Genomic DNA, 19,354 nt, shown 5'->3' on the forward strand with positions numbered 1-19,354 from the left:
CGTTGATCGCGGCGACCCCCAGCGCCATTTCGAGCGGATCCCACGAGCCAGAAAACTCAGCCAGCTGCTTCAGGCTCATCTTGCGAAATTCGGGCAGACGGCCGATCAGATCGCGGGCATTGCGGGGCAGATAGGCCAGACCGGCCCCGGCCGGACCTTCGACCATCAACCAGCGCGGACCGATCACGATCTGGCGGACTTCGTCGGCGGCGACGCCCAGGGCCAGATCGCGATAGAGCCGCTCCGGCCCCCACCAGCGCCACAAGCCCCGCATCGCAGGCGGGATCAGCGCGCCGCCGGTGCCGACGAAATCGTGCCAGTGCTGGACGCTGCCATCGGGAATGGTGGTCAGGACCGGCATGCCCTGCGACGCCCCCTCGCCGACGGCGGCGGTCAGTTCGGTCGCGGCATGACGGAACGCCTCGAACCCGCCGACCACAGCAAGATCGGCGTCGTCGCGCATCGCGGCGCGCAAAGAGCGGGCGGCGGCGTCGAGAGTGCTGCCGTCCATCGGCTGACCGCTGGCGAGATCGACCGTCTCGTCGCCCAGGCGCAGGCAGCCGCCGACGATGAAGCCGCGACCGGCGACGGCGCGGGCGAATTTCGCGATCATCTCGTTGACCGAGGCACCCGGCTCGTGGATGACGACGCCGGGGCTGATCCAGGGAGCCTTGGTCGGTGCGAACATCGGGGCGGTTCCTTGCTAGTCCAGTTCGTCGGCCGAGGCGAGCAGGCGGCGGCTGTCCGCTTCGATCCGTTGCGGCGACACATCGTCGGGTCTGGCATTGGCCTTGGCGCGATCGACCCAGGGCAGGCCGCCATAGACCAACGCGAGGCTGACCTCGTTTAACAGGTCGAGAATCTCGTGGCCGCTATCGACGATGATCGGCTGGATCCCCAGCGCCATCAGCCGCCGGATCGACGAGGTGCCGATCGAGGCGGCATAGACGGCGGCGCAGCCCTGGACGAAATCGAGCTTGGCCAGCACCTTGTCCTCGACCGTTCCGGCCAGTCCGGCGCGGACGTCGGTGCCCAGGTTTTCGGCCTTGACGAACTCGGCGACCCCGATCAGATCGGCCCGGCCCGGGGCGACGTCGAAAATCACCAGCCGTTCGGCACCGCCGAAATGCAGATCGACATGGGTCCGGTCGGTGGAGGCGAACGCGATCCTCAGCATAAGCGGACTCCGGTTTCCTGCTCCCGCGTCGTTCCCTGCCAGAACACGGACCGATGCGGAGCGATTTCGCGATGATGGGCCGCCAGCAGATTGGCGAGGTGGAACAGGGTCTGGCGGGTGCCGCCATAGCCGACCCAGGTCTGGGCATGGCCGCCATGGACGTCGTAGAGCGGGAACCCGGCGCGCAACAGCGGCACCCCCAGCCGGGCGGCGACCGGCGCGCCATGGGAATTGGTGACGATCAGATCGGCGTTGAAATCGCGCGCGGCCCGTTCCAAATCTTCCAGATCGCCGATCCGCACGCAGCCAATCGGCAGATCGTTGAGACCGCGCCCCTTGGCCGAGGCGATCGCGGTAATCACCTCCATCCCCATTTCCGCCGACAGATGGACTAGCCCGCCCAGCAAATCGGGATCGGCCGCCAGCGCGATCCGCGATCCGGCCAGCGGGAAGTGACAATCGACCATCGCGTCTTGCAATTGCGAGCGGCGGCGCTCGATCCGGGGCGGAACCGGACGTCCGGAAATCTTCGACAAGGCCAGGGTAAAGGCGTCGCAGGCGGCCAGCCCGATCAGGCCGGGGAAATGGTGATCCGGCACCCCGGTCCGCGCCCGCAGCAGCAACGCGGCGCGGTCGAGCGAGCGGCCGATCACCAGGGTCGCGACGGATTCGCCCATCGCCTGGATCGCTTCGACGGTGGTGCCGCCATAGGTCAGGGTCGAAAACCCTTCGTCGATCATGTGACCGTCGAGCGAATCCGCCACATCGGGCAGGATCACGGCGGTCAGGCCGAACGCTTCGATCCAGTCGCGGATCGCCTCGATATCGCCAGGCGTCAGCATCGACCCGGCCAGCACGTTGACCTGGTTGGGCCGCTTGACCGTGGTGGGGGTGGGGGGAACCAGACTGGCGACGATCGCCTCGACCGCCAGGGCAAAGCCGCTTTCGAGACAGCCCTGGGCGTCGGTGGCGTTGACCGGCACCACCGCGACCGAATCGCAGCTGGGATAGGCATCGCGAAAGGCGCGGATGGTGCGGGGGATGTCGGCCCCTTGGGTTTCCGACAGGCCGGTGGTGATCAGGCCGATCACCTCGGGCGCGTTGATCTCGCAGATGGTGGCCAGCGCTTCGACGACATTGTCGTCGGCCCCGATCACCGTGGTGACCTGATCCATCGCTGTGGTTTGCAGTGCGATCGGCTCGGCGAAATGGCGCATGAAGAACAGCTTGTTGAACGAGGCGCAGCCTCGCGCCCCATGCTCCAGCGGCATCGTCCGTGCCAGCCCGAGAAAGGCCAGCGAGGCCCCGACCGGCTGGCTGATCTTCAGCGGGTTCACCGCCAGGGCTTTGTTGGACAGGATGATTTCGGTCATGTCGTCGGCTCCTTCACGCGGCATCCGCCGCCCAGGGGGCGGGGGCGCGGACCTGAGCCCAGACCGGGCTGGCCAGCGAGCGGTCGAGATTGCGCGCCAGTTCGATCATCCCTTCGTAGCCGGCATAGCCGATGCGGCGGACGTGATCGATGTCGAGGAAGGGCAGGCGGGATTTCAGGGTCGGATAGATGTAACGGTCGCCCGCGACCAGGATATCGGCGCGACAGCGGTGAAAGCTGTCGATCAGGGCAAGCTGGTCGTTATCGGCGATCATCTCGGCATCGTCGCCCATCAGGGCGCGGATGCGGGCCTTGTCCTCCTCGGTCGATTTCTCGGTGCCGGTGGCGACGATCACCATGCCGAGATCCTGCATCGCCGAGACGATCGACCAGGATTTATAGCCGCCGGTGAACACCAGCGCCCGCTTCCCCGCCAGCCGCGACCGCAACGGGGCGAGAGCCAGCTTGACCCGGGCTTCCTCGCGGGCGATCACCGCCTCGGTCCGGGCGGTCAGATCGGGATCGTTCAGCAGAGCGGCAAAGCCGCGCAGGGCGTCCGAGGTATCGCGGATGCCGTAAAAGCTGCCCTCGAAATAGGGAATGGTCCAATCCTCGTTGAGCTTGCGGGCGACGTGCAGCATCGCCTTGGAACAGACCACCATGTTGGCCTCGGCCCGGTGCATCGTCTGGACCTCGCGAAAGCGCGAATCCCCGGTGAAGCAACACAGAACCCGCAGGCCGAGTTCGTCGAGCAGCGGAGAGATCGACCAGAACTCGCCGCCGACATTCCATTCGCCGATCAGATTGATGTCGTGGGGGGTGATCCCCGGCCGCCGCGCTGCAACGGGCACCGGGTCGGGCTCGCGGGTGCCGATCACATGCTTGTAGACGACGTCGCCAGCAATGCGGTTACCCAGGTTCTTGTTGCCATAGAACCCGGCGGCATCGACCGGGATCACCGGGATACCGAACCGCTCGCTCGCTTCCTTCGATACCGCAGCGTAATCGTCGCCGTGAAGCGCGGGGACGCAGGTGGCATAGACGAACACCGCCGCCGGGGAATAGGTCTCGATCGCCTGACGGATGGCGCGGAACAGCCGCCGTTCGCCATGCCCCATGATCACGTCCATTTCGGACAGGTCGGTGGTCATCCCGATCCGGTACAGATCGGTGCCCGAGGAGCGGGTGCCGCGATTGTCCCACGACGACCCGGCACAGCCGATCGGGCCATGGACCAGATGGGCGGCGTCGGCGATCGGCAACAGGGCGTTGCGCGCCCCGTCGAAGCAACAGCCGCCCTGGGTCGCTCCCGGACGCGGCCGGGCACAGCCCGATTTGCTTTTCGCATTGTGGGTGCAGGCGGGTTCGTTCAACAGGGCCTGGATATCGTCTGCTTTCATGCCGCGCTCCGGGCTGGGTCAAGGACCGGGGGAGACATCGCAAGGCTCATGCCATGCTGCCCGCAGGCGATTTTCCCCACCGCCCCGCCGATTCGCAGGCAAAGCCGCTGAAGGTAAGGTGTACAGAGATGTTCTATATCGGATATTTCGTACAATTACGTAAGAACCCTAGCCGAGGGACGGTTGTTGGTTGAGTTGAATTGAGTTTGTTGTAGTCGATCTTTTGGATTTGCCGCGATTCAAATTTAGAGTGTGCTTTGATGTCTTTGTCATATTCACGACAAACACTGTAATGAATCGAACAAAACGATGTAAAGGCGGTCTATCCTTACATAGGTGTTGACGTCAGACTTGCGTTATGTGGTAAGTGTATATCACGAAATGACGCTGTACGCATCGGTTCGAAACGCGATGTGCGCCATGGGGTTTGACGGCGATTCGCACGCCGTCCGCATCGGCAGTCCGGGATTGATCCAAGATGCATATGGACTACACCTACGCGATTGATCTGGAAGATTTTGTCGACGACTTCACCGATTGCAAAACCGGGGAATGTCGCGTCAACGTCCTGCCGATCCTGTTCCAGATCAGCCAGATCATTTCCGAGAACGAGGATTTGCCCGGCTCGCTGGCGATCATCTTGAAGGTGATGCAGAGCCGGATGCACATCGTGCGCGGCATGGTCAGCCTGTACGACCGCGAGAACGGTAATATCTTTATCCACGAAAGCTTTGGCCTGACCGAGGAGCAGAAGGCGCGCGGAATCTACGCCACCGGCGAAGGCATCACCGGCAAGGTGGTCGAATCCGGCAAGGCGATCATCGTTCCCGAATTACGCAACAGCCCAAGCTTCCTCAACCGCACCCAGGCGCGGGCCGACGGGTCCGATCTGAACTTTTCGTTCTTCTGTGTCCCGATCATGCATGGCGGGCGGGTGCTAGGCACGATCAGCGCCGAGCGGGTCTACGACAATCGCCGCCTGCTGAAGCAAGATGTCGAACTGATCGCCACCATTGCCTCGATGATCGGCCCGGCGGTCGAACTGTACCTGCTGGAAAATATCGAGAAGGTGCGGTTGGAGGCTGAGAATCTGCGGCTTCAGAATGCGCTGAAGGATCGGTTCAAGCCCTCGAACATCATCGGCAATTCCAAGCCGATGCGCGAAATCTACGATTTGATTCACAAGGTCGCCACCACCAAGGCGACGGTGCTGGTGCTGGGCGAAAGCGGCGTCGGCAAGGAACTGGTCGCCAACGCCATCCACTATAACGGGGCGACGGCCGCAGGGCCGTTCATCAAGTTCAACTGTGCCGCCCTGCCGGAAAGCATCGTCGAATCCGAATTGTTCGGTCATGAAAAAGGCTCGTTCACCGGCGCGGCGGCGATGCGCAAGGGCCGGTTCGAACTGGCCGACGGCGGCACCATCTTTTTGGACGAGGTCGGCGAACTGAGCCTGCCGATGCAGGCCAAGCTGTTGCGGGTATTACAGGAAAAGACCTTCGAACGGGTCGGCGGCTCCCGCCCGGTCAAGGTCGATCTGCGCATCATCGCCGCCACCAACCGCGATCTGCCCGATATGGTGGAGAAGGGGACGTTTCGCGAGGATCTGTTCTATCGCCTCAACGTCTTTCCCATCACCATCCCCCCTTTGCGCGAACGCGGCAGCGACGTGATCTTGCTGGCCGATTATTTCGTCGCCCATTTCGCCCAGGAAACCGGGCGCGAGGCGAAGCGAATCTCGACTCCGGCGCTCAACATGCTGATGGCCTATCACTGGCCCGGCAATGTGCGCGAATTGGAAAACGTGATCGAACGCTCGGTGATCCTGTCCGAGGATGGGGTGATCCACGGCTATAATTTGCCGCCGTCGCTCCAGACCTCCGACGAAAGCGGGACCGGCTTCGGCTGCGGCATCGAAGCGAAGATGCGGGCGGTCGAATACGAGATGATCGTCGAATCGCTCAAGGCTCATCAGGGCAACGTCACCGAGGCGGCGAAGGATCTGGGTCTGACCCGGCGGATTCTCGGCCTCCGGATGGAAAAGTACGGGATCAGCTACAAGGAATACCGCAAGCGGTAGGGGTGCGGCGGTGGGGAGCGCGAGGCGCAGCTTTTGTGTCCGCGCGCGCCCCGCATTGCCGGGACATCACATCGGAATGATGCCGTTTTCCGCATAGATCTGGTCCTGGGCCTGCTTGAACTCGGTCATGGTGAACTCGAAGCCGTTGTCGCGGATCAGTCCCCAACTGGCCTCTTCATCTTCGCTATTGTCGTTCATCAGCTTGCGGAAGGCTTCGTCTTCGCGCATGCGGCGGATATAAGCGACGGCGGATTCGACGGACATCGCGTTTCTCTCCGGTTCGAAAGAAAAAGCCCCCGCCCGAGGTGGACGGGGGCTTTCGGGTTAGGCGGTCTTTTCTTTGGCTTCCAGTTCGGCCAAAGCCTGATCGTCGGACTTCATGATGCCGAATTCGAGCAGCAGGTCTTCGAGCTCTTCCATCGTGATCGGGCTCGGAACCGTGCCCTTGCCGCCATTGGCGTGAATCTTGGTGGCGAGGGTGCGGTATTCGGCGGCCTGCGACGAGTCCGGGGCGTACTGGATCACGGTCTGGCGGCGCAGCTCGGCGTGCTGGACGATGTTGTTGCGCGGCACGAAGTGGATCATCTGGGTGTTGATCCGCTTGGCCAGGGTCTCGGCCAGATCAAGCTCGCGGTCGGTCTGACGCTCGTTGCAGATCAGGCCGCCGAGGCGGACGCCGCCCGTACCGGCATATTTCAGAATGCCCTTGGCGATGTTGTTGGCGGCGAACAGCGCCATCATCTCGCCGGACATGACGATGTAGATTTCCTGGGCCTTGTTCTCGCGGATCGGCATCGCGAAGCCGCCGCACACCACGTCGCCCAACACGTCATAGGAGACGTAATCGACGTCGTCGTAGGCACCGTTCTCTTCAAGGAAGTTGATCGCGGTGATGACGCCGCGACCGGCGCAGCCGACGCCCGGCTCAGGCCCACCGGCTTCGGTGCACTTGATGCCCTTGTAGCCGATCTTCATCACGTCTTCGAGTTCGAGGTCTTCGACCGAACCCGCCTGGGCGGCGAGGTGCAGCACGGTGTCCTGAAGCTTGGTGTTGAGGATCAGTCGGGTCGAATCGGCCTTGGGATCGCAGCCGACGATCAGAATCTTCTGATCCATTTCGACCAGCGCCGCGAGGGTGTTCTGCGAGGTGGTCGATTTGCCGATTCCGCCCTTGCCGTAAAATGCGATCTGACGAGGCATCGAAAAGAGTCCTTTGTGACGGAGGAGGTAGAAGTCAGGGTTGGAACAGCAAGCGCCGTGCCAGAGGTTACGCGACCGGCGGCTGGACCAGTTCGATGCGGTGTCCGTCGGGGTCTTCGACAAAGGCGACAATCGACTCGCCGTGGCGCTGGCTGCGCGGCGGGCGCGGCATCGAAACCCCCTCGGCGGCGAGGCGATCGCACAAAGCGGTAATCCCGCTGACCTCGATCGCGATGTGGCCGAAGGATTCGCCCGGCGCGTAGCTTCCCTCGTGCGACCAGTTGAACACCAGTTCCAGCGCCGGGCCGTTGTCATAGCCGACATAGGCCTGAGTGAATTGATTGCGCTGGTGATCGCGCTTTTCCCAAATCTTCATCCCCAGCAGCCGGGTATAGAAATCGAGTGACCGCTCGATGTCGGTGACCCGCAGCATGGTGTGAATCAGGCGAAATTCGCTGGCATCGATCGGGGATTGGGGCCGGGCCGCCTGGGCCTTGGCGGCCAGGGTTTCCGCCACCGCCTCGACGATCGGCTGGCCCGCATGGCGGTCCGACGCCTCGATCCCGGCGCGGGCCAGCTTTTCCTGGGGATTGGGGCCGATCTTGGCCACCAGCAGCACCTTACAATCGGCCAGCATCCGGCAGATCGTGTCGCGGCGGTCCTCGTCGCCTTGGGCAAAGGCGGCGACGTCGCGGCTTTCGATCGCTTCCGGCCCGTCTGCCCCCTGCTGGAAGATCTGGAAGCTATCCGCCTGTCCGAAATGCATGTCGATCAGGCCGCTGGGGCCGCCCGCCACGGCGATCTTCAATAGGGGCTGGGTGTCGTTCATGCCGTCTCCTCAAAATCCGGGTGGGGCGCGGTGCCCCGTCACCTCTGTTCATGGCAACGTCCGTGCCAAGCGCGGGGGCGCGGCCGGGCTGCGGTTTCTGGGCGGTGACGCACGCGACGGAACTCTCCGGGGCGGAATTGTACTTCCACGAACGATCGCGCCCGGTCGCCACGGCCCGAGTCGAGGCATTTGGGGAAATTTGACGCTACGGCTTGGATCAGTGGCTTGATTCAAAACGATATAATCGCAAACAGGCCCGCATCGCGGGCTGTTGGCACGCTTCGTGCTTTACTGCTTGGCATCAGCGTTCGCCTAAATGAAAGGCCGTACCGAGATCATGTATCGAGGTTCAGCCACGAGGAGAAACCGCCATGCCTATGGTATTGCTTGAGTGCGATAAGGACATTCCCGAACGGGAGCGTCACATTTATCTGAAGGTCGATGGCGAGGATACTCGCGACTTCCTCCCCATTTCCAATGCTCCGACCATCCCCGGCACGTTGTCCGAGCGTGGTTGTTCTTTCTGCGGTGCCAAATTGGTTATCGGTGGTGTTCTGAAAGACACCATCCAGATGATCCACGGCCCGATCGGCTGCGCCTATGACACTTGGCACACCAAGCGGTATCCGACCGATAACGGCCACTTCAATCTGAAGTACGTCTGGTCGACCGACATGAAGGAAAGCCACATCGTCTTTGGCGGCGAAAAGCGCCTGGAAAAGTCGATGCACGAAGCCTTCGACGAAATGCCCGACATCAAGCGGATGATCGTCTACACCACCTGCCCGACCGCGCTGATCGGCGACGATATCCGCGCTGTGGCCAAGCGCGTGATGGGGGATCGCCCCGACGTCGATATCTTCACCTGCGAATGCCCGGGCTTTGCCGGGGTGTCGCAATCGAAGGGCCACCACGTTCTCAACATCGGTTGGGTCAACGAGAAGGTCGGCACCGTCGAACCCGAGATCACCTCGAAATACACCATCAATTTCATCGGCGATTACAACATCGGCGGCGACACCCAGTTGCTGCAAAAGTACTGGGACAAGCTCGGCATCCAGGTCATCGCCCACTTCACCGGCAACGCCAATTACGACGATCTGCGCGGGATGCATCGCGCCCAGTTGAACGTCGTCAATTGCGCCCGTTCCGCCGGGTACATCGCCAACGAGCTGAAGAAGCGTTACGGCATTCCGCGTCTCGACATCGATTCGTGGGGCTTTAACTACATGGCCGAGGGCATCCGCAAGGTGTGCACCTTCTTCGGCATCGAAGAGAAGGGCGAGGCCCTGATCGCCGAGGAATATGCCAAGTGGAAGCCGCAGCTCGATTGGTACAAAGAGCGACTGAAGGGCACCAAGATGGCGATCTGGACCGGTGGTCCGCGCCTGTGGCACTGGACCAAGTCGGTCGAGGACGATCTGGGCGTCCAGGTCGTGGCGATGTCGTCGAAATTCGGCCACCAGGAAGATTTCGAGAAGGTCATCGCCCGCGGCCAAAGCGGAACCTACTACATCGACGACGGCAACGAGCTTGAGTTCTTCGAGATCATCGGGCTGGTCAAGCCGGACGTGATCTTCACCGGGCCGCGCGTCGGCGAATTGGTGAAGAAGCTGCACATCCCCTACATCAACGGCCACGCGTATCACAACGGACCCTACATGGGCTTCGAGGGCTTCGTGAACCTCGCCCGCGACATGTACAACGCGGTGCACAATCCGTTGCTGACCCTGGCTGCCACCGACATTCGCGGCACCACCGCCGCGACCAGCCTGGAGGCCGCGGAATGAATTCGGAAAAGCTCGACCAACTGTACACCTATGTCCAGGAACGCTGCCTGTGGCAGTTCGGCTCGCGGACCTGGGACCGTCAGGAAAGCATTGACGGGGTGCTGGGCACCGCCAGCGATCTGCTGACCGGCAAGCCGCCCGCGCTGGAGACGCCCCAGCAGAAGCTGTTTTATGCCGATGCCAAGGCGCTGGTGGCCGATTTCAAGGCTCACTTCCCCTGGATCGCCGATGCCGGTCCCGCCCAGATCCGTGAATTGATCGATGGTTTGAAGGCCAAGCTGGTCGATATCACCATCACCAATTCCCGCAACGGCGAACTGAACCACTCGCTCTATTAGAGCTGGCCTGAGTGGCGGCGCGTCTTGACCGGCCGGGTCCGGCCAGGATGCGCCGCCCCTTCCAAGAGAAATGAGGTCTATCATGGGTTGTGAAATCACCACCAAGGAGCGGGCGGGCGTCATCAATCCGATGTACGACTGCCAGCCGGCTGGCGCGCAGTTCGCCGGGATCGGGATCAAGGACAGCATCCCGCTGGTTCACGGCGGCCAGGGCTGCTGCATGTTCGTCCGTCTGCTGTTCGCCCAGCATTTCAAAGAGAATTTCGACATCGCCTCGACCTCGCTGCACGAGGATTCGGCGGTGTTCGGCGGGCACAAGCGCATCCAGGACGGCGTGATGGTGCTGGCCCAGCGTTACCCCGATCTGCGGGTGATCCCGCTGATCACCACCTGCTCGACCGAAGTCATCGGCGACGATATCGAGGGCAACATTGCCCAGTGCAACGCTGCGCTGAAGGAAGCCTTCCCCGGTCGCAAGATTCACATCGTCCCGGTCCACACCCCCAGCTTCAAGGGGAGCCAGGTCGGCGGTTATTCCGAATGCCTGCTGTCGGTGATCAAGACGATCGCGACCCACAAGGGCGCTCCGAACGGCAAGCTCAACCTGTTCCCCGGCTGGGTCAATCCCGGCGACGTGATGCTGCTGAAGCGCTACATGCGCGAGATGGATGTCGATGCGACGGTGTTCATGGACACCGAGGATTTCGACTCGCCGATGATGCCCGACAAGTCGATCCACACCCATGGCCGCACCACGGTCGAGGACATCGCGGGCGCGGCCAACGCGATCGGCTCGCTGGCCCTGGCGCGCTACGAAGGCGGCACCTCCGCCCAGTACCTCCAGACCGAGTTCGAGGTGCCCAACACCCAACTCAACAGTCCCTATGGTATCGCCAACACCGACGCGATGCTTCAGGCGGTCAGCCGCATCACCGGCAAGCCGATCCCCGAATCGCTGGTGCGCGAACGCGGCATCGCCATCGACGCGCTTCAGGATCTGGCCCACATGTTTTTTGCCGGGAAGCGGGTGGCGCTGTTCGGTCACCCCGATCTGGTGATCGGTCTGGCCCAGTTCTGCCTTGAGGTCGAACTGAAGCCGGTGCTGCTGCTGCTGGGCGACGACAACAGCAAGTACAAGAAAGACCCCCGCATCCTCGATCTCAAGGCCAAGGCCGATTGGGACATGGAAGTGGTGTGCAACGCCGATCTGTGGGAATTGGAAAAGCGGGTGAAGAACCCGGATTACCAGATCGATCTGATCCTGGGTCACTCGAAGGGCCGCTATGTCGCCATCGAGCACAACATCCCGATGGTCCGGGTCGGCTTCCCCACCTTCGACCGTGCCGGTCTCTACCGCAAGCCGACGATGGGCTACCAGGGTGCCATGGATCTGGGTGAGAGCATCGCCAACACGCTGTTCGCCCACATGGAGTTCAACAAGGACCGCGAGTGGTTGCTGAACACCTGGTAGGGCCGGGTGGGACGTCGGTCGGTTGGGTCCCTCTCTGCCCGACCGGCGTCCCGTCTCGTCGTGTTTTCCCCGTTTGCCGGAGATGCCGTTGCCGTGACCGTTCTGCTGCCGGAATATCGCCAGATCGAGCTGTATTCGAAGAAGAAGAGTCTGGCCATCGCCGAGGATGCCGAGGCCGAGCGGGCCGAAGCGATCCGGACATGCGCGACCTTGTCCGACGCGTTTGGCGCGTTGGATGCGGCGTTGGGCGATCCGCTCGACGATCCCGATCCGATGGCGGCGTGGCGCAAGTATCAGCGTCTCGACCGGACCTCGGCGCTGTGCAAGCTGACCGCCGAGGCGTATCGGGCGCTTCGCATCTTTCGGGCCGCCGTCAGTCACGAAACCGGGCGGGTCGAGGCCCGCAACGGCCTGATCAAGGCGACCGCAACCATCGAGCAGACCGCTTTGTCGATCCGGATCACCAAGATCGGGGCCGATCTGCTCGACTCGTTCGTCGCCTATCGCCTGAGGATGGACGAACAGCCGCACAGCGAGACCTATGTAACGGCGATGCTCTGTCGCTATTGGTCGGACATCTCGGACGAAATCCGCTGGTATTACGACGAGGATCGGGTGCTGTTCCAGTTCCGCGACGAATTCTGCCTTAACCGGCATTTTCGTTTCGAGTGCGATAACCCCCGATTCAGTGTCGGCGGCGATCAGGTTCGATTCGATCTCGGCGAGATTTATACCGATCCGCTGCGCTATCCGATTGATCTGTACGTCGTCGTCAATAACCAGCTGCACATCGTCCCGGTCGAGGCGCTGAGCGCTGGCAAACTGGCGCTTGACCAACTCCCGCGCTGGCAGGCCCGCCTCCCCGACGGACTGACCCTGCCCGCTTGCTTCCGGCTGCGCTTCACCCGCGAGGTGATGGCGCAAGGGCTGCCGATGACCTGACCCTTTTGGAGGAGCGCCGCCATGGAGCGCGATCACCTGAGACTTGCGATCACCACCAACAGCCTGATCCAGTGCGACGCCAATTTCATCTCGGCCAAGCAGATGGTGTTTTATCACGTCGGCGCGACTTGGTCGGAGTTCGCCGACGTCGTCCACTTTTCCAAGTCCGGCAAAAAGGGTCCGGGCGGCGGCCAGGGGGCCAAGCCGGGCGGCGGCTGTTGGATGGACGATATCGAAGATGTCGAACCCGGCAACGATCCGCTGGCTGACCGGGTCGAGGCGGCCGACGGGAGTTCCGTCCTGTTCACCTGCGGCCTCAGCGATCTGGCGGCGATGCGGCTTCAGGCCCTGTCGGTCTTTCCGGTCAAGATCGAGAAGCCCCATGCCATCGACGACGTCATCGTCCATGTCCAGCGGATGTTGACCGGCACGCCGCCTTTGTGGGTGCGCCGCCTGATCCGTGACGGCGACGGACGCCGCCGCGTCGTCGCTGGCTGGGCCGCCCAGGCCGAATGATCCCAAGCTGCGAAGGAGAGAGAGCCTGATGTCCGACTCCGCCGCTTTGTCCGCGATCCTGAGCGACAGCCGCCGCAGCCTGCGCCATGCCCTGGTTTCCACGCTGGCCGGGATGACGGTGATCCTGGCCGCCTGTCTTTATGCCGGGTTGTTCGATCCCGCCCGCTATCGCGGTGCACTCTCGACGATTCTGACCCTGGCCGGGGATGCCACCCCGCCCGATTTCTCGCGCTGGAGCAAATGGGGCAAGCCGCTGGCCGAGACCCTGGCGATGAGCATTGCCGGAACCGTTCTGGGCGGTCTGGCCGCGCTGCCGCTGGGGGCGGTGGCGGCGCGCACTGTCGCGCCAGCCTGGGCGGGCGAACCGGTGCGGCTGCTGCTGAACGGGATGCGCTCGATCCCCGGTTTGATCTGGGGGGTGGTGTTCGTCGCCGCCGTCGGGTTCGGGCCGTTGCCCGGCATTTTTGCCCTGGCCTGCCATTCGACCGGAATGTTGGGGAAGTTCTATTCCGAGATTTTCGAGCATGTCGATCGTGCCCCCGGCGATGCGTTGCGCTCGCATGGGGTTTCGCCGCTAGGGGTCTTCCGTTTCAGCGTCTGGCCCCAGGTGCTGCCGCGTCTGATGGATGTGACGATCTATCGCTGGGAGCACAATGTCCGCGCCGCCACCACACTGGGCGTGGTCGGGGCGGGCGGTCTGGGACTGGAGATCGTTACCGCCTTTCACCTGTTCGAATATCAGGAGGCGGCGGCGCTGATTATCGTGCTGCTGGTTCTGGTCACGGCGATCAATGCCTTAAGTGCACAAATCCGCCGTCGCTACATTGGTCGTCTCTAGATGTATAGGGAAAGAGTTAACAATCAATTGGAGAGATTTCTGGGGAGACACTCGCCATGTCCATAGGTATATGTTGACGTTGTTTGGATAATTTGTTTCACTCTTGGTGAAAGTTAATGATGCAAGTTTGGGTGGGATGACCACTCTTTTGCATCGGACCACGGCCTGAGCCGGTTTCTTCTGCGATCCCCTTGCTTTTCTGTACGCAAGGAGATGGAGACCGGCATGCCTCTTTCCTCTTCCATCCCGACCTCGCTTCGTTCCCGCGCCGTTGCCTCGACCGCGATCGCCCTTGTCCTGGCGGCCTCCATCGTCGATCCGGTGCTGGCGCAAACCAACGACCCGGGCGATTCGTCCCCGACCGGGATCGAGAGCGGTGTGGCGGAAGTCGTCGTCACCGACACGGCCGACACGGAAAAAGAAGGCACGGCCGAAAGCGGTTATCGCCATCAGACCGGACAGGTTGGTCCGCTGGGCAAGAGGGCGTTGCGCGATACGCCGTACTCGCTCAACGTCACGTCGGGCGAGCTGATCGAAAACAGCAACGCCCATACCGTGGCCGATGCGTTGAAGACCAATCCTACCGCCACGATGCTGATGTCGCCCGGCGGCTACAGCACGATGAGCCGGATGATGGTGCGCGGCTTCAACGCCGCCGATCAAAACGAATTCCGCGACGGTCTGGTCGATCGCAGCTTTTCCTTCGTCCCGCTGGAAAATGTCGAGCGGATCGAAGTCCTGAACGGGTTCAGCGGGTTTCTGACCGGCTTCGGGGCCCAGGGGGGAACCGTCAATTACGTTTCGAAAAAGCCGACCGACACGCCGTTGGCCAGTCTGTCGTCCGGGGTGTATGGCGGCGCGATTGCGTTCGGCCATGCCGATCTGGGCGGGCGGGTCGCTTCGACCGGCAATCGGCTGGGCTATCGCCTCAACGCCTATCACGAGGATGGCGAGACCTATATCGAGAACAGCAGTCAGCAGCGCTCGCTGTTCTCGTTGGCGCTGGATTATCGCCTCGCCCCGGATACCAAGGTGTGGGCCGATATCTGGCACCAGAAATATCGGGCGACCGGGCTCCAGACCTACATCAATCCGTCGAATATCGCGACGATGGGGGTTCCCGACGCGTCGAAATTCGATCCGACCAAGCAATACGGGCAGGGCTGGACCTATAACAAAGCCGAAAAAACCCTGGCCGGGGTCGGTGTTGATTCCAAGCTCAACGATACCTTCTCGACCCGGATCGGCTATCGCCATGGCTTCATGTGGCGCGATTACGCGACCGTTTCCGACGTCCTGACCAGCGAAACCACCTATCAGCAATATTATACCCGCTCGGCCCGCCAGTACGAGGTGACCAATTCCGCTTACGCGATGCTGGACGCCAAGGTCGATACGCTGGGCATCCAGCACGATCTGACCGCAGGCTATAACGGCACCAAATATTATTTCATCCGCGGCCTCGACGTGCGGCGGGGACCGGGGGTGACCTCCAACGGGCTGCTGCTGGGCACCTCCACGCTCGATTCGACCTCGGTGTTCGGCGATCCCAATCTCTCGGCGGGAGGCAAGACGCAGTACAACCCGTCGCGGATGGATAATTATCTGCTCGGCGACGTGATCAAGTTCAACGAATACGTTTCCGTTCTGGCCGGGATCACCCATGCCCGGGTCAGTTCCCAGACCATGGGCTGGGGCACCAGCGGCACCGTCTCGGCCACGCAGACCGTCAATTCCCGCTCGACCCAAAGTGCCGACACCCCCAGTCTGGCGGTGATGGTCAAGCCGATCCCATCGGTCACGACCTATGCCTCCTACAACGAATCGCTCGAAGTCGGCGGTACCGCCGGATCGACCTACACCTATAACGGGACGACTCGGGCGGTCGGCAATGCCGGTCAGACCCTGGCGGCGATGGTCAGCAAACAATATGAAGTCGGCGTAAAGAACGAGCTTGGCCGAATGGATCTGGCCACCGCTTTGTTCCGGATCGAGAAGACCAACCAATATACCGATCCGACCGATTCGATTTACAAGCAGGATGGATTGCAGGTCCATCAGGGGATCGAGTTCACCGCCACCGGCAAGATTACCGACAGCCTGACCTTCATCGGCGGCTTTACGTGGCTTGACGCCCGGATCGTCAACGCCGCGTCGAACCCGCTGTCCGAGGGCAAGAGCCCGATCAATGTCCCCGATTGGCAGGGGCGGGCCTATCTGGAATACGCGCTCCCCTTCGTGCCCGACCTGACCCTGACCGGCGGAGCCAATTATTACGGACGCCGTCCGATCGACACCGCCAATACCAAATTCATTCACGAGGTGGCGACGGTCGATCTGGGCATGCGCTTTACCCCCGACATCGAGGGACATCCGGTTGTCGCCAATCTTGGCGTCACCAATCTGTTCGATACCGCGTATTGGGCCTATTACCGCGATGGCGAAGGGCTGCTGCTGGGCCAGCCCCGTCTGCTGTCGCTGTCGGTCAAGGCGACATGGTGAGCCTTGTCCTGTCGGCTTTTCGCGCGGATGGGGGGAAGATCGCCCTGGCAAGCCTCGCGCTGCTGGCGGCCTTCCTCCTCTCCCTGCTGATCGGGCGCTATCCGGTCGATCCGGCGGTTTTGCTTCCGGTGCTGGCCGGTCGGCTGTTCCCCCTGTTGCCGTCCTGGCCGCCCGAGGTCGAAACCGTCCTGCTGCACATCCGTCTGCCCCGGTTGCTGGCGGCGATGCTGGTCGGTGCGGCGCTGGCCGCTTCGGGCGCGGCCTATCAGGGCATCTTCAAAAATCCGCTGGTGTCTCCCGATATCCTGGGGGTGTCGGCCGGGGCCAGTTTCGGGGCGGCGCTGGCCATTCTGTTTCATCTCGGGCCGGTCGGGATCCAGGGCGCGGCGTTTGCCGGTGGGCTGCTCGCGGTCGGGGCCACCTACCTGATCGCGTCGTGGCGACGGGGGCGGGGGGATTCGGTGCTGGTGCTGGTGCTGGGGGGGATTGTCGTCGGGACGGTGTTTCACGCCTTCGTCTCCCTCGTCAAATTCGTTGCCGATCCGACCAATACCTTGCCCGCGATCACCTTCTGGCTGATGGGGAGCCTGGCCTCGATCGGACTTCAGGATTTGAAGGTTGCCGCCCTGCCGATTCTGGCCGCGCTGGTCGTGCTGATGCTGTTGCGTTGGCGGCTCAACGTGATGTCGTTCGGCGACGAGGAAGCCCGCTCGCTGGGGATTGATGTCGGTCGCACCCGGCTGGCCGTGGTGGTCTGCGCGACCCTGATGACCGCCGCAGCGGTGGCGATCAGCGGGGTGGTCGGGCTGGTCGGGCTGGTGGTGCCGCATGTGACGCGGATGCTGGTCGGGCCAAATTTTCGGGTTCTGCTGCCGACCTGCACCCTTGTCGGCGCGACCTTTTTGCTGGTCGTCGATGATCTGGCGCGCGGGCTGGTGGCGGGAGAAATTCCGCTGGGCATCCTGACCGCGCTGATCGGGGCGCCGTTCTTTTTCTTTCTGCTGCTCAAGACCGAAAAGGGGTGGGCGTAATGGCATCCGCTCCCCCTTTGCTCGAACTCGTCGGCGTCGCCTGCGGCTATGGGACGCGGACCGTGCTCGAAGACGTCTCGTTTACGGTGGGGGCGGGCGAGATCCTCTGTCTGCTCGGTCCCAACGGGGTTGGCAAGACCACTCTGTTCAAGACCCTGCTGCGGCTGTTGCCGTTGCGCGCCGGGACGCTGCGGGTCGGGGGCGAGGATTGCGCGGGATGGAGCGCGCGGCGGTTTGCCCAGGCGGTCGGCTATGTGCCGCAGGCGCATTCCGCCCCGTTTCCGTTCGTGGTCCGCGATGTGGTGGCGATGGGCCGTGCCGCGCGGCTGGGGGTGTTTGGCTCGCCGTCTTGTGCCGACATGGCGGTGGTGGACCAAGCGCTCGCCTCGCTGTCGATCGCTCATCTGGCCGGACGGCCCTATACCGAGATCAGCGGCGGCGAGCGCCAATTGACCCTGATCGCCCGGGCTCTGGTCCAGGGGGCGCGGGTTCTGGTGATGGACGAACCGACCTCGAATCTCGATTACGGCAATCAGATCGGAGTGCTCGATCTTGTCCGGGACTTGGCCGAGCGCGACGGTCTTGGGGTGGTGATGACCAGCCACGACCCCAACCATGCCCTCGGCTATGGGGCGCGGGTGGCGACGATCGGCCGCGACGGAGCCTTTGCCGTCGGGGCTCCCGAAGTGGTGATTACCGAACGCTATCTCCGCGAGACCTACCATGTCCGCTCGCAGGTGCTGTGCGTGCCCCGCCCCGGCGGGGGGGAAGGACGGGTTTGTCTGCCGATGGGAAAGGAGCCCGCCTCGTCATGCGCTGGTTCAGTCTGATCGTCTGTCTGCTCGCGGCCCTGCCGGGGGCGGGCGAACTGGCGGCGCGCACCGTGACCGATCTGGCCGGACGTCGCGTCGAAATTCCCGACACTGTGCGTCGGGTCGCCTGTCTTGAGGTGCTGTGCTATCCCCGGATGTTGATGCTGGGGGCCGAAGACCGCGTTGTCACCATGGTCCGCACCGCGGCACCGTGGATGACGCGGACCAACCCCCGCGTCGGCGAGATTCCCAGTTTCCAGGGAACGCCGGGACGGGAATCCATTCTTGCCACCGGAGCGGATATCGCGTTCGTCAACGTCAGTTACGGCGCGACGCTTCCGGCCCTGGCCGAAATCGGCTTGCCCGCGCTGGTGTCCCAACCCGTCGGCCGCCGTCCCCAAACGGCGGAGGCGTTCATCGCCGAGGCCAAGGCGATGGTCAGTCTGTTCGGACAGGTGCTTGGCGGCGAGGCGGAGCCGCGCGCCCGGGCATGGTGCGCTTATGTCGATGAGCGCGTCCGCTTTGTCCGCGACCGCGTCGCCGCCGTTTTGCCCGAGCAGCGGCCCAAACTCTATTACGTCCGGGGGCCAACGTCGCTGAACACCCAGGGGAAGGGGGGATATGTCACCTGGGTCGGGGAGATCGCCGGAGCCCGGATGGTGGTCAACCAATCCAACATCGCCGGCAAGGGCGATACGTCGATGGAAGACATCGTTCTCTGGAATCCCGACATCGTTATCGTCGGCCGTCAATATCCGTTGGAGCTGGTGCGGGACGATCCGCGCTGGAAAGACATCGCCGCTGTCCGCGCCGGTCGGGTTCATTCGACGCCGGAAGGTGCGTTCTATTGGGATGGCGGACCGGAGCAGATCCTGCTGCTGCAATTTCTGGCCAAGCTGCTCTATCCCGATCTGTTCGCCGATTTCGACATGGCGGCGGAGGTGCGGGCGTATTACGCCCGTTTCTACCGAATCGTGCTGAGCGATGACGAGGCGATCCGGCTGTTGAATGGACAATCGCCCGACGGCAGTCGCTTTAATCCGATGAACAATTAGG

Annotated in this window: 18 protein-coding genes; 11 read left to right on the forward strand and 7 right to left on the reverse strand. The window is 62.8% G+C overall.

What is annotated here, in order from left to right:
• From BLW40_RS13395 to nifE, 4 genes are all read right to left on the reverse strand, one after another.
• Positions 1–688 (reverse strand): enolase N-terminal-like fold-containing protein (locus BLW40_RS13395; RefSeq protein WP_139305595.1); only part of this gene is annotated, 688 nt, incomplete at its 3' end.
• A gap of 15 nt (positions 689–703) precedes the next feature.
• Positions 704–1,177, reverse strand: coding sequence for a NifB/NifX family molybdenum-iron cluster-binding protein (locus tag BLW40_RS13400; RefSeq protein ID WP_074769416.1), 474 nt, complete (start codon positions 1,175–1,177; stop codon positions 704–706).
• Complete coding sequence (nifN, locus tag BLW40_RS13405) at positions 1,171–2,550, reverse strand: nitrogenase iron-molybdenum cofactor biosynthesis protein NifN (RefSeq protein WP_074769641.1); 1,380 nt, start codon at positions 2,548–2,550, stop codon at positions 1,171–1,173. The genes BLW40_RS13400 and nifN overlap by 7 nt, the downstream gene beginning before the upstream one ends.
• A gap of 13 nt (positions 2,551–2,563) precedes the next feature.
• Positions 2,564–3,949 carry a nitrogenase iron-molybdenum cofactor biosynthesis protein NifE gene (gene nifE / locus BLW40_RS13410; RefSeq protein WP_074769418.1) on the reverse strand — a complete coding sequence of 462 codons (1,386 nt, stop codon included), beginning with the start codon at positions 3,947–3,949 and terminating at the stop codon, positions 2,564–2,566.
• 478 nt (positions 3,950–4,427) lie between these two features.
• Here nifE and BLW40_RS13415 point away from each other — a divergent pair, with 478 nt between their 5' ends.
• Positions 4,428–6,029 carry a sigma 54-interacting transcriptional regulator gene (locus BLW40_RS13415; RefSeq protein WP_074769420.1) on the forward strand — a complete coding sequence of 534 codons (1,602 nt, stop codon included), beginning with the start codon at positions 4,428–4,430 and terminating at the stop codon, positions 6,027–6,029.
• A 66-nt stretch (positions 6,030–6,095) separates the two neighbouring features.
• On the opposite strand, the gene BLW40_RS13420 is transcribed toward BLW40_RS13415, so the two are convergent.
• The 3 genes from BLW40_RS13420 to BLW40_RS13430 all read right to left on the reverse strand — a co-directional run bounded on the left by BLW40_RS13420 (position 6,096) and on the right by BLW40_RS13430 (position 8,058).
• Positions 6,096–6,293 (reverse strand): Nif11-like leader peptide family natural product precursor, encoded by a 198-nt coding sequence (locus BLW40_RS13420; protein ID WP_074769422.1) that lies wholly within the window; start codon positions 6,291–6,293, stop codon positions 6,096–6,098.
• A 60-nt stretch (positions 6,294–6,353) separates the two neighbouring features.
• On the reverse strand, positions 6,354–7,229 hold the full coding sequence (gene nifH, locus BLW40_RS13425; protein ID WP_074769424.1) for a nitrogenase iron protein: 876 nt from the start codon (positions 7,227–7,229) through the stop codon (positions 6,354–6,356).
• Positions 7,230–7,296: 67 nt separating this feature from the next.
• Positions 7,297–8,058, reverse strand: coding sequence for a VOC family protein (locus BLW40_RS13430; RefSeq protein ID WP_074769425.1), 762 nt, complete (start codon positions 8,056–8,058; stop codon positions 7,297–7,299).
• A 371-nt stretch (positions 8,059–8,429) separates the two neighbouring features.
• Here BLW40_RS13430 and vnfD point away from each other — a divergent pair, with 371 nt between their 5' ends.
• The 10 genes from vnfD (at position 8,430) to BLW40_RS13480 (ending at position 19,353) form a co-directional block, all read left to right on the forward strand.
• Positions 8,430–9,848, forward strand: a complete 1,419-nt coding sequence (gene vnfD / locus BLW40_RS13435) for a nitrogenase vanadium-iron protein, alpha chain (RefSeq protein WP_074769427.1) — start codon at positions 8,430–8,432, stop codon at positions 9,846–9,848.
• Positions 9,845–10,186, forward strand: a complete 342-nt coding sequence (vnfG, locus tag BLW40_RS13440) for a V-containing nitrogenase subunit delta (RefSeq protein WP_074769429.1) — start codon at positions 9,845–9,847, stop codon at positions 10,184–10,186. Before vnfD ends, vnfG begins: the two co-directional genes overlap by 4 nt.
• 82 nt (positions 10,187–10,268) lie before the next feature.
• Positions 10,269–11,657, forward strand: a complete 1,389-nt coding sequence (gene vnfK, locus BLW40_RS13445) for a V-containing nitrogenase subunit beta (RefSeq protein ID WP_074769431.1) — start codon at positions 10,269–10,271, stop codon at positions 11,655–11,657.
• Positions 11,658–11,750: 93 nt separating this feature from the next.
• Positions 11,751–12,599, forward strand: coding sequence for a hypothetical protein (locus BLW40_RS13450; RefSeq protein ID WP_074769433.1), 849 nt, complete (start codon positions 11,751–11,753; stop codon positions 12,597–12,599).
• Between the two features lie 21 nt (positions 12,600–12,620).
• Positions 12,621–13,115 carry a NifB/NifX family molybdenum-iron cluster-binding protein gene (locus BLW40_RS13455; RefSeq protein ID WP_074769435.1) on the forward strand — a complete coding sequence of 165 codons (495 nt, stop codon included), beginning with the start codon at positions 12,621–12,623 and terminating at the stop codon, positions 13,113–13,115.
• A 28-nt stretch (positions 13,116–13,143) separates the two neighbouring features.
• A complete protein-coding gene (phnE, locus tag BLW40_RS13460) occupies positions 13,144–13,953 on the forward strand; it encodes a phosphonate ABC transporter, permease protein PhnE (RefSeq protein ID WP_074769437.1) in 810 nt (269 codons plus the stop codon).
• 225 nt (positions 13,954–14,178) lie between these two features.
• Entirely contained in the window at positions 14,179–16,455 is a 2,277-nt protein-coding gene (locus tag BLW40_RS13465) for a TonB-dependent receptor (protein WP_083386795.1), read from the forward strand.
• Entirely contained in the window at positions 16,449–17,486 is a 1,038-nt protein-coding gene (locus BLW40_RS13470; RefSeq protein WP_074769439.1) for a FecCD family ABC transporter permease, read from the forward strand. The genes BLW40_RS13465 and BLW40_RS13470 overlap by 7 nt, the downstream gene beginning before the upstream one ends.
• Positions 17,486–18,316 carry an ABC transporter ATP-binding protein gene (locus BLW40_RS13475; RefSeq protein WP_074769441.1) on the forward strand — a complete coding sequence of 277 codons (831 nt, stop codon included), beginning with the start codon at positions 17,486–17,488 and terminating at the stop codon, positions 18,314–18,316. The genes BLW40_RS13470 and BLW40_RS13475 overlap by 1 nt, the downstream gene beginning before the upstream one ends.
• Positions 18,298–19,353 (forward strand): ABC transporter substrate-binding protein, encoded by a 1,056-nt coding sequence (locus tag BLW40_RS13480; RefSeq protein WP_074769443.1) that lies wholly within the window; start codon positions 18,298–18,300, stop codon positions 19,351–19,353. The genes BLW40_RS13475 and BLW40_RS13480 overlap by 19 nt, the downstream gene beginning before the upstream one ends.
• Position 19,354 lies beyond the last annotated feature (1 nt).

Source organism: Magnetospirillum fulvum (genome assembly GCF_900108475.1).
Taxonomy (GTDB): Bacteria; Pseudomonadota; Alphaproteobacteria; order Rhodospirillales; family Magnetospirillaceae; genus Phaeospirillum; species Phaeospirillum fulvum_A.

Coding starts and splice junctions, on each gene's coding strand:
- BLW40_RS13400 (WP_074769416.1), bottom strand. CDS start 1,177: ATGCTGAGGATCGCGTTCGCCTCCACCGACCGGACCCATGTCGATCTG.
- nifN (WP_074769641.1), bottom strand. CDS start 2,550: ATGACCGAAATCATCCTGTCCAACAAAGCCCTGGCGGTGAACCCGCTG.
- nifE (WP_074769418.1), bottom strand. CDS start 3,949: ATGAAAGCAGACGATATCCAGGCCCTGTTGAACGAACCCGCCTGCACC.
- BLW40_RS13415 (WP_074769420.1), top strand. CDS start 4,428: ATGCATATGGACTACACCTACGCGATTGATCTGGAAGATTTTGTCGAC.
- BLW40_RS13420 (WP_074769422.1), bottom strand. CDS start 6,293: ATGTCCGTCGAATCCGCCGTCGCTTATATCCGCCGCATGCGCGAAGAC.
- nifH (WP_074769424.1), bottom strand. CDS start 7,229: ATGCCTCGTCAGATCGCATTTTACGGCAAGGGCGGAATCGGCAAATCG.
- BLW40_RS13430 (WP_074769425.1), bottom strand. CDS start 8,058: ATGAACGACACCCAGCCCCTATTGAAGATCGCCGTGGCGGGCGGCCCC.
- vnfD (WP_074769427.1), top strand. CDS start 8,430: ATGCCTATGGTATTGCTTGAGTGCGATAAGGACATTCCCGAACGGGAG.
- vnfG (WP_074769429.1), top strand. CDS start 9,845: ATGAATTCGGAAAAGCTCGACCAACTGTACACCTATGTCCAGGAACGC.
- vnfK (WP_074769431.1), top strand. CDS start 10,269: ATGGGTTGTGAAATCACCACCAAGGAGCGGGCGGGCGTCATCAATCCG.
- BLW40_RS13455 (WP_074769435.1), top strand. CDS start 12,621: ATGGAGCGCGATCACCTGAGACTTGCGATCACCACCAACAGCCTGATC.
- phnE (WP_074769437.1), top strand. CDS start 13,144: ATGTCCGACTCCGCCGCTTTGTCCGCGATCCTGAGCGACAGCCGCCGC.
- BLW40_RS13465 (WP_083386795.1), top strand. CDS start 14,179: ATGCCTCTTTCCTCTTCCATCCCGACCTCGCTTCGTTCCCGCGCCGTT.
- BLW40_RS13470 (WP_074769439.1), top strand. CDS start 16,449: ATGGTGAGCCTTGTCCTGTCGGCTTTTCGCGCGGATGGGGGGAAGATC.
- BLW40_RS13475 (WP_074769441.1), top strand. CDS start 17,486: ATGGCATCCGCTCCCCCTTTGCTCGAACTCGTCGGCGTCGCCTGCGGC.
- BLW40_RS13480 (WP_074769443.1), top strand. CDS start 18,298: ATGCGCTGGTTCAGTCTGATCGTCTGTCTGCTCGCGGCCCTGCCGGGG.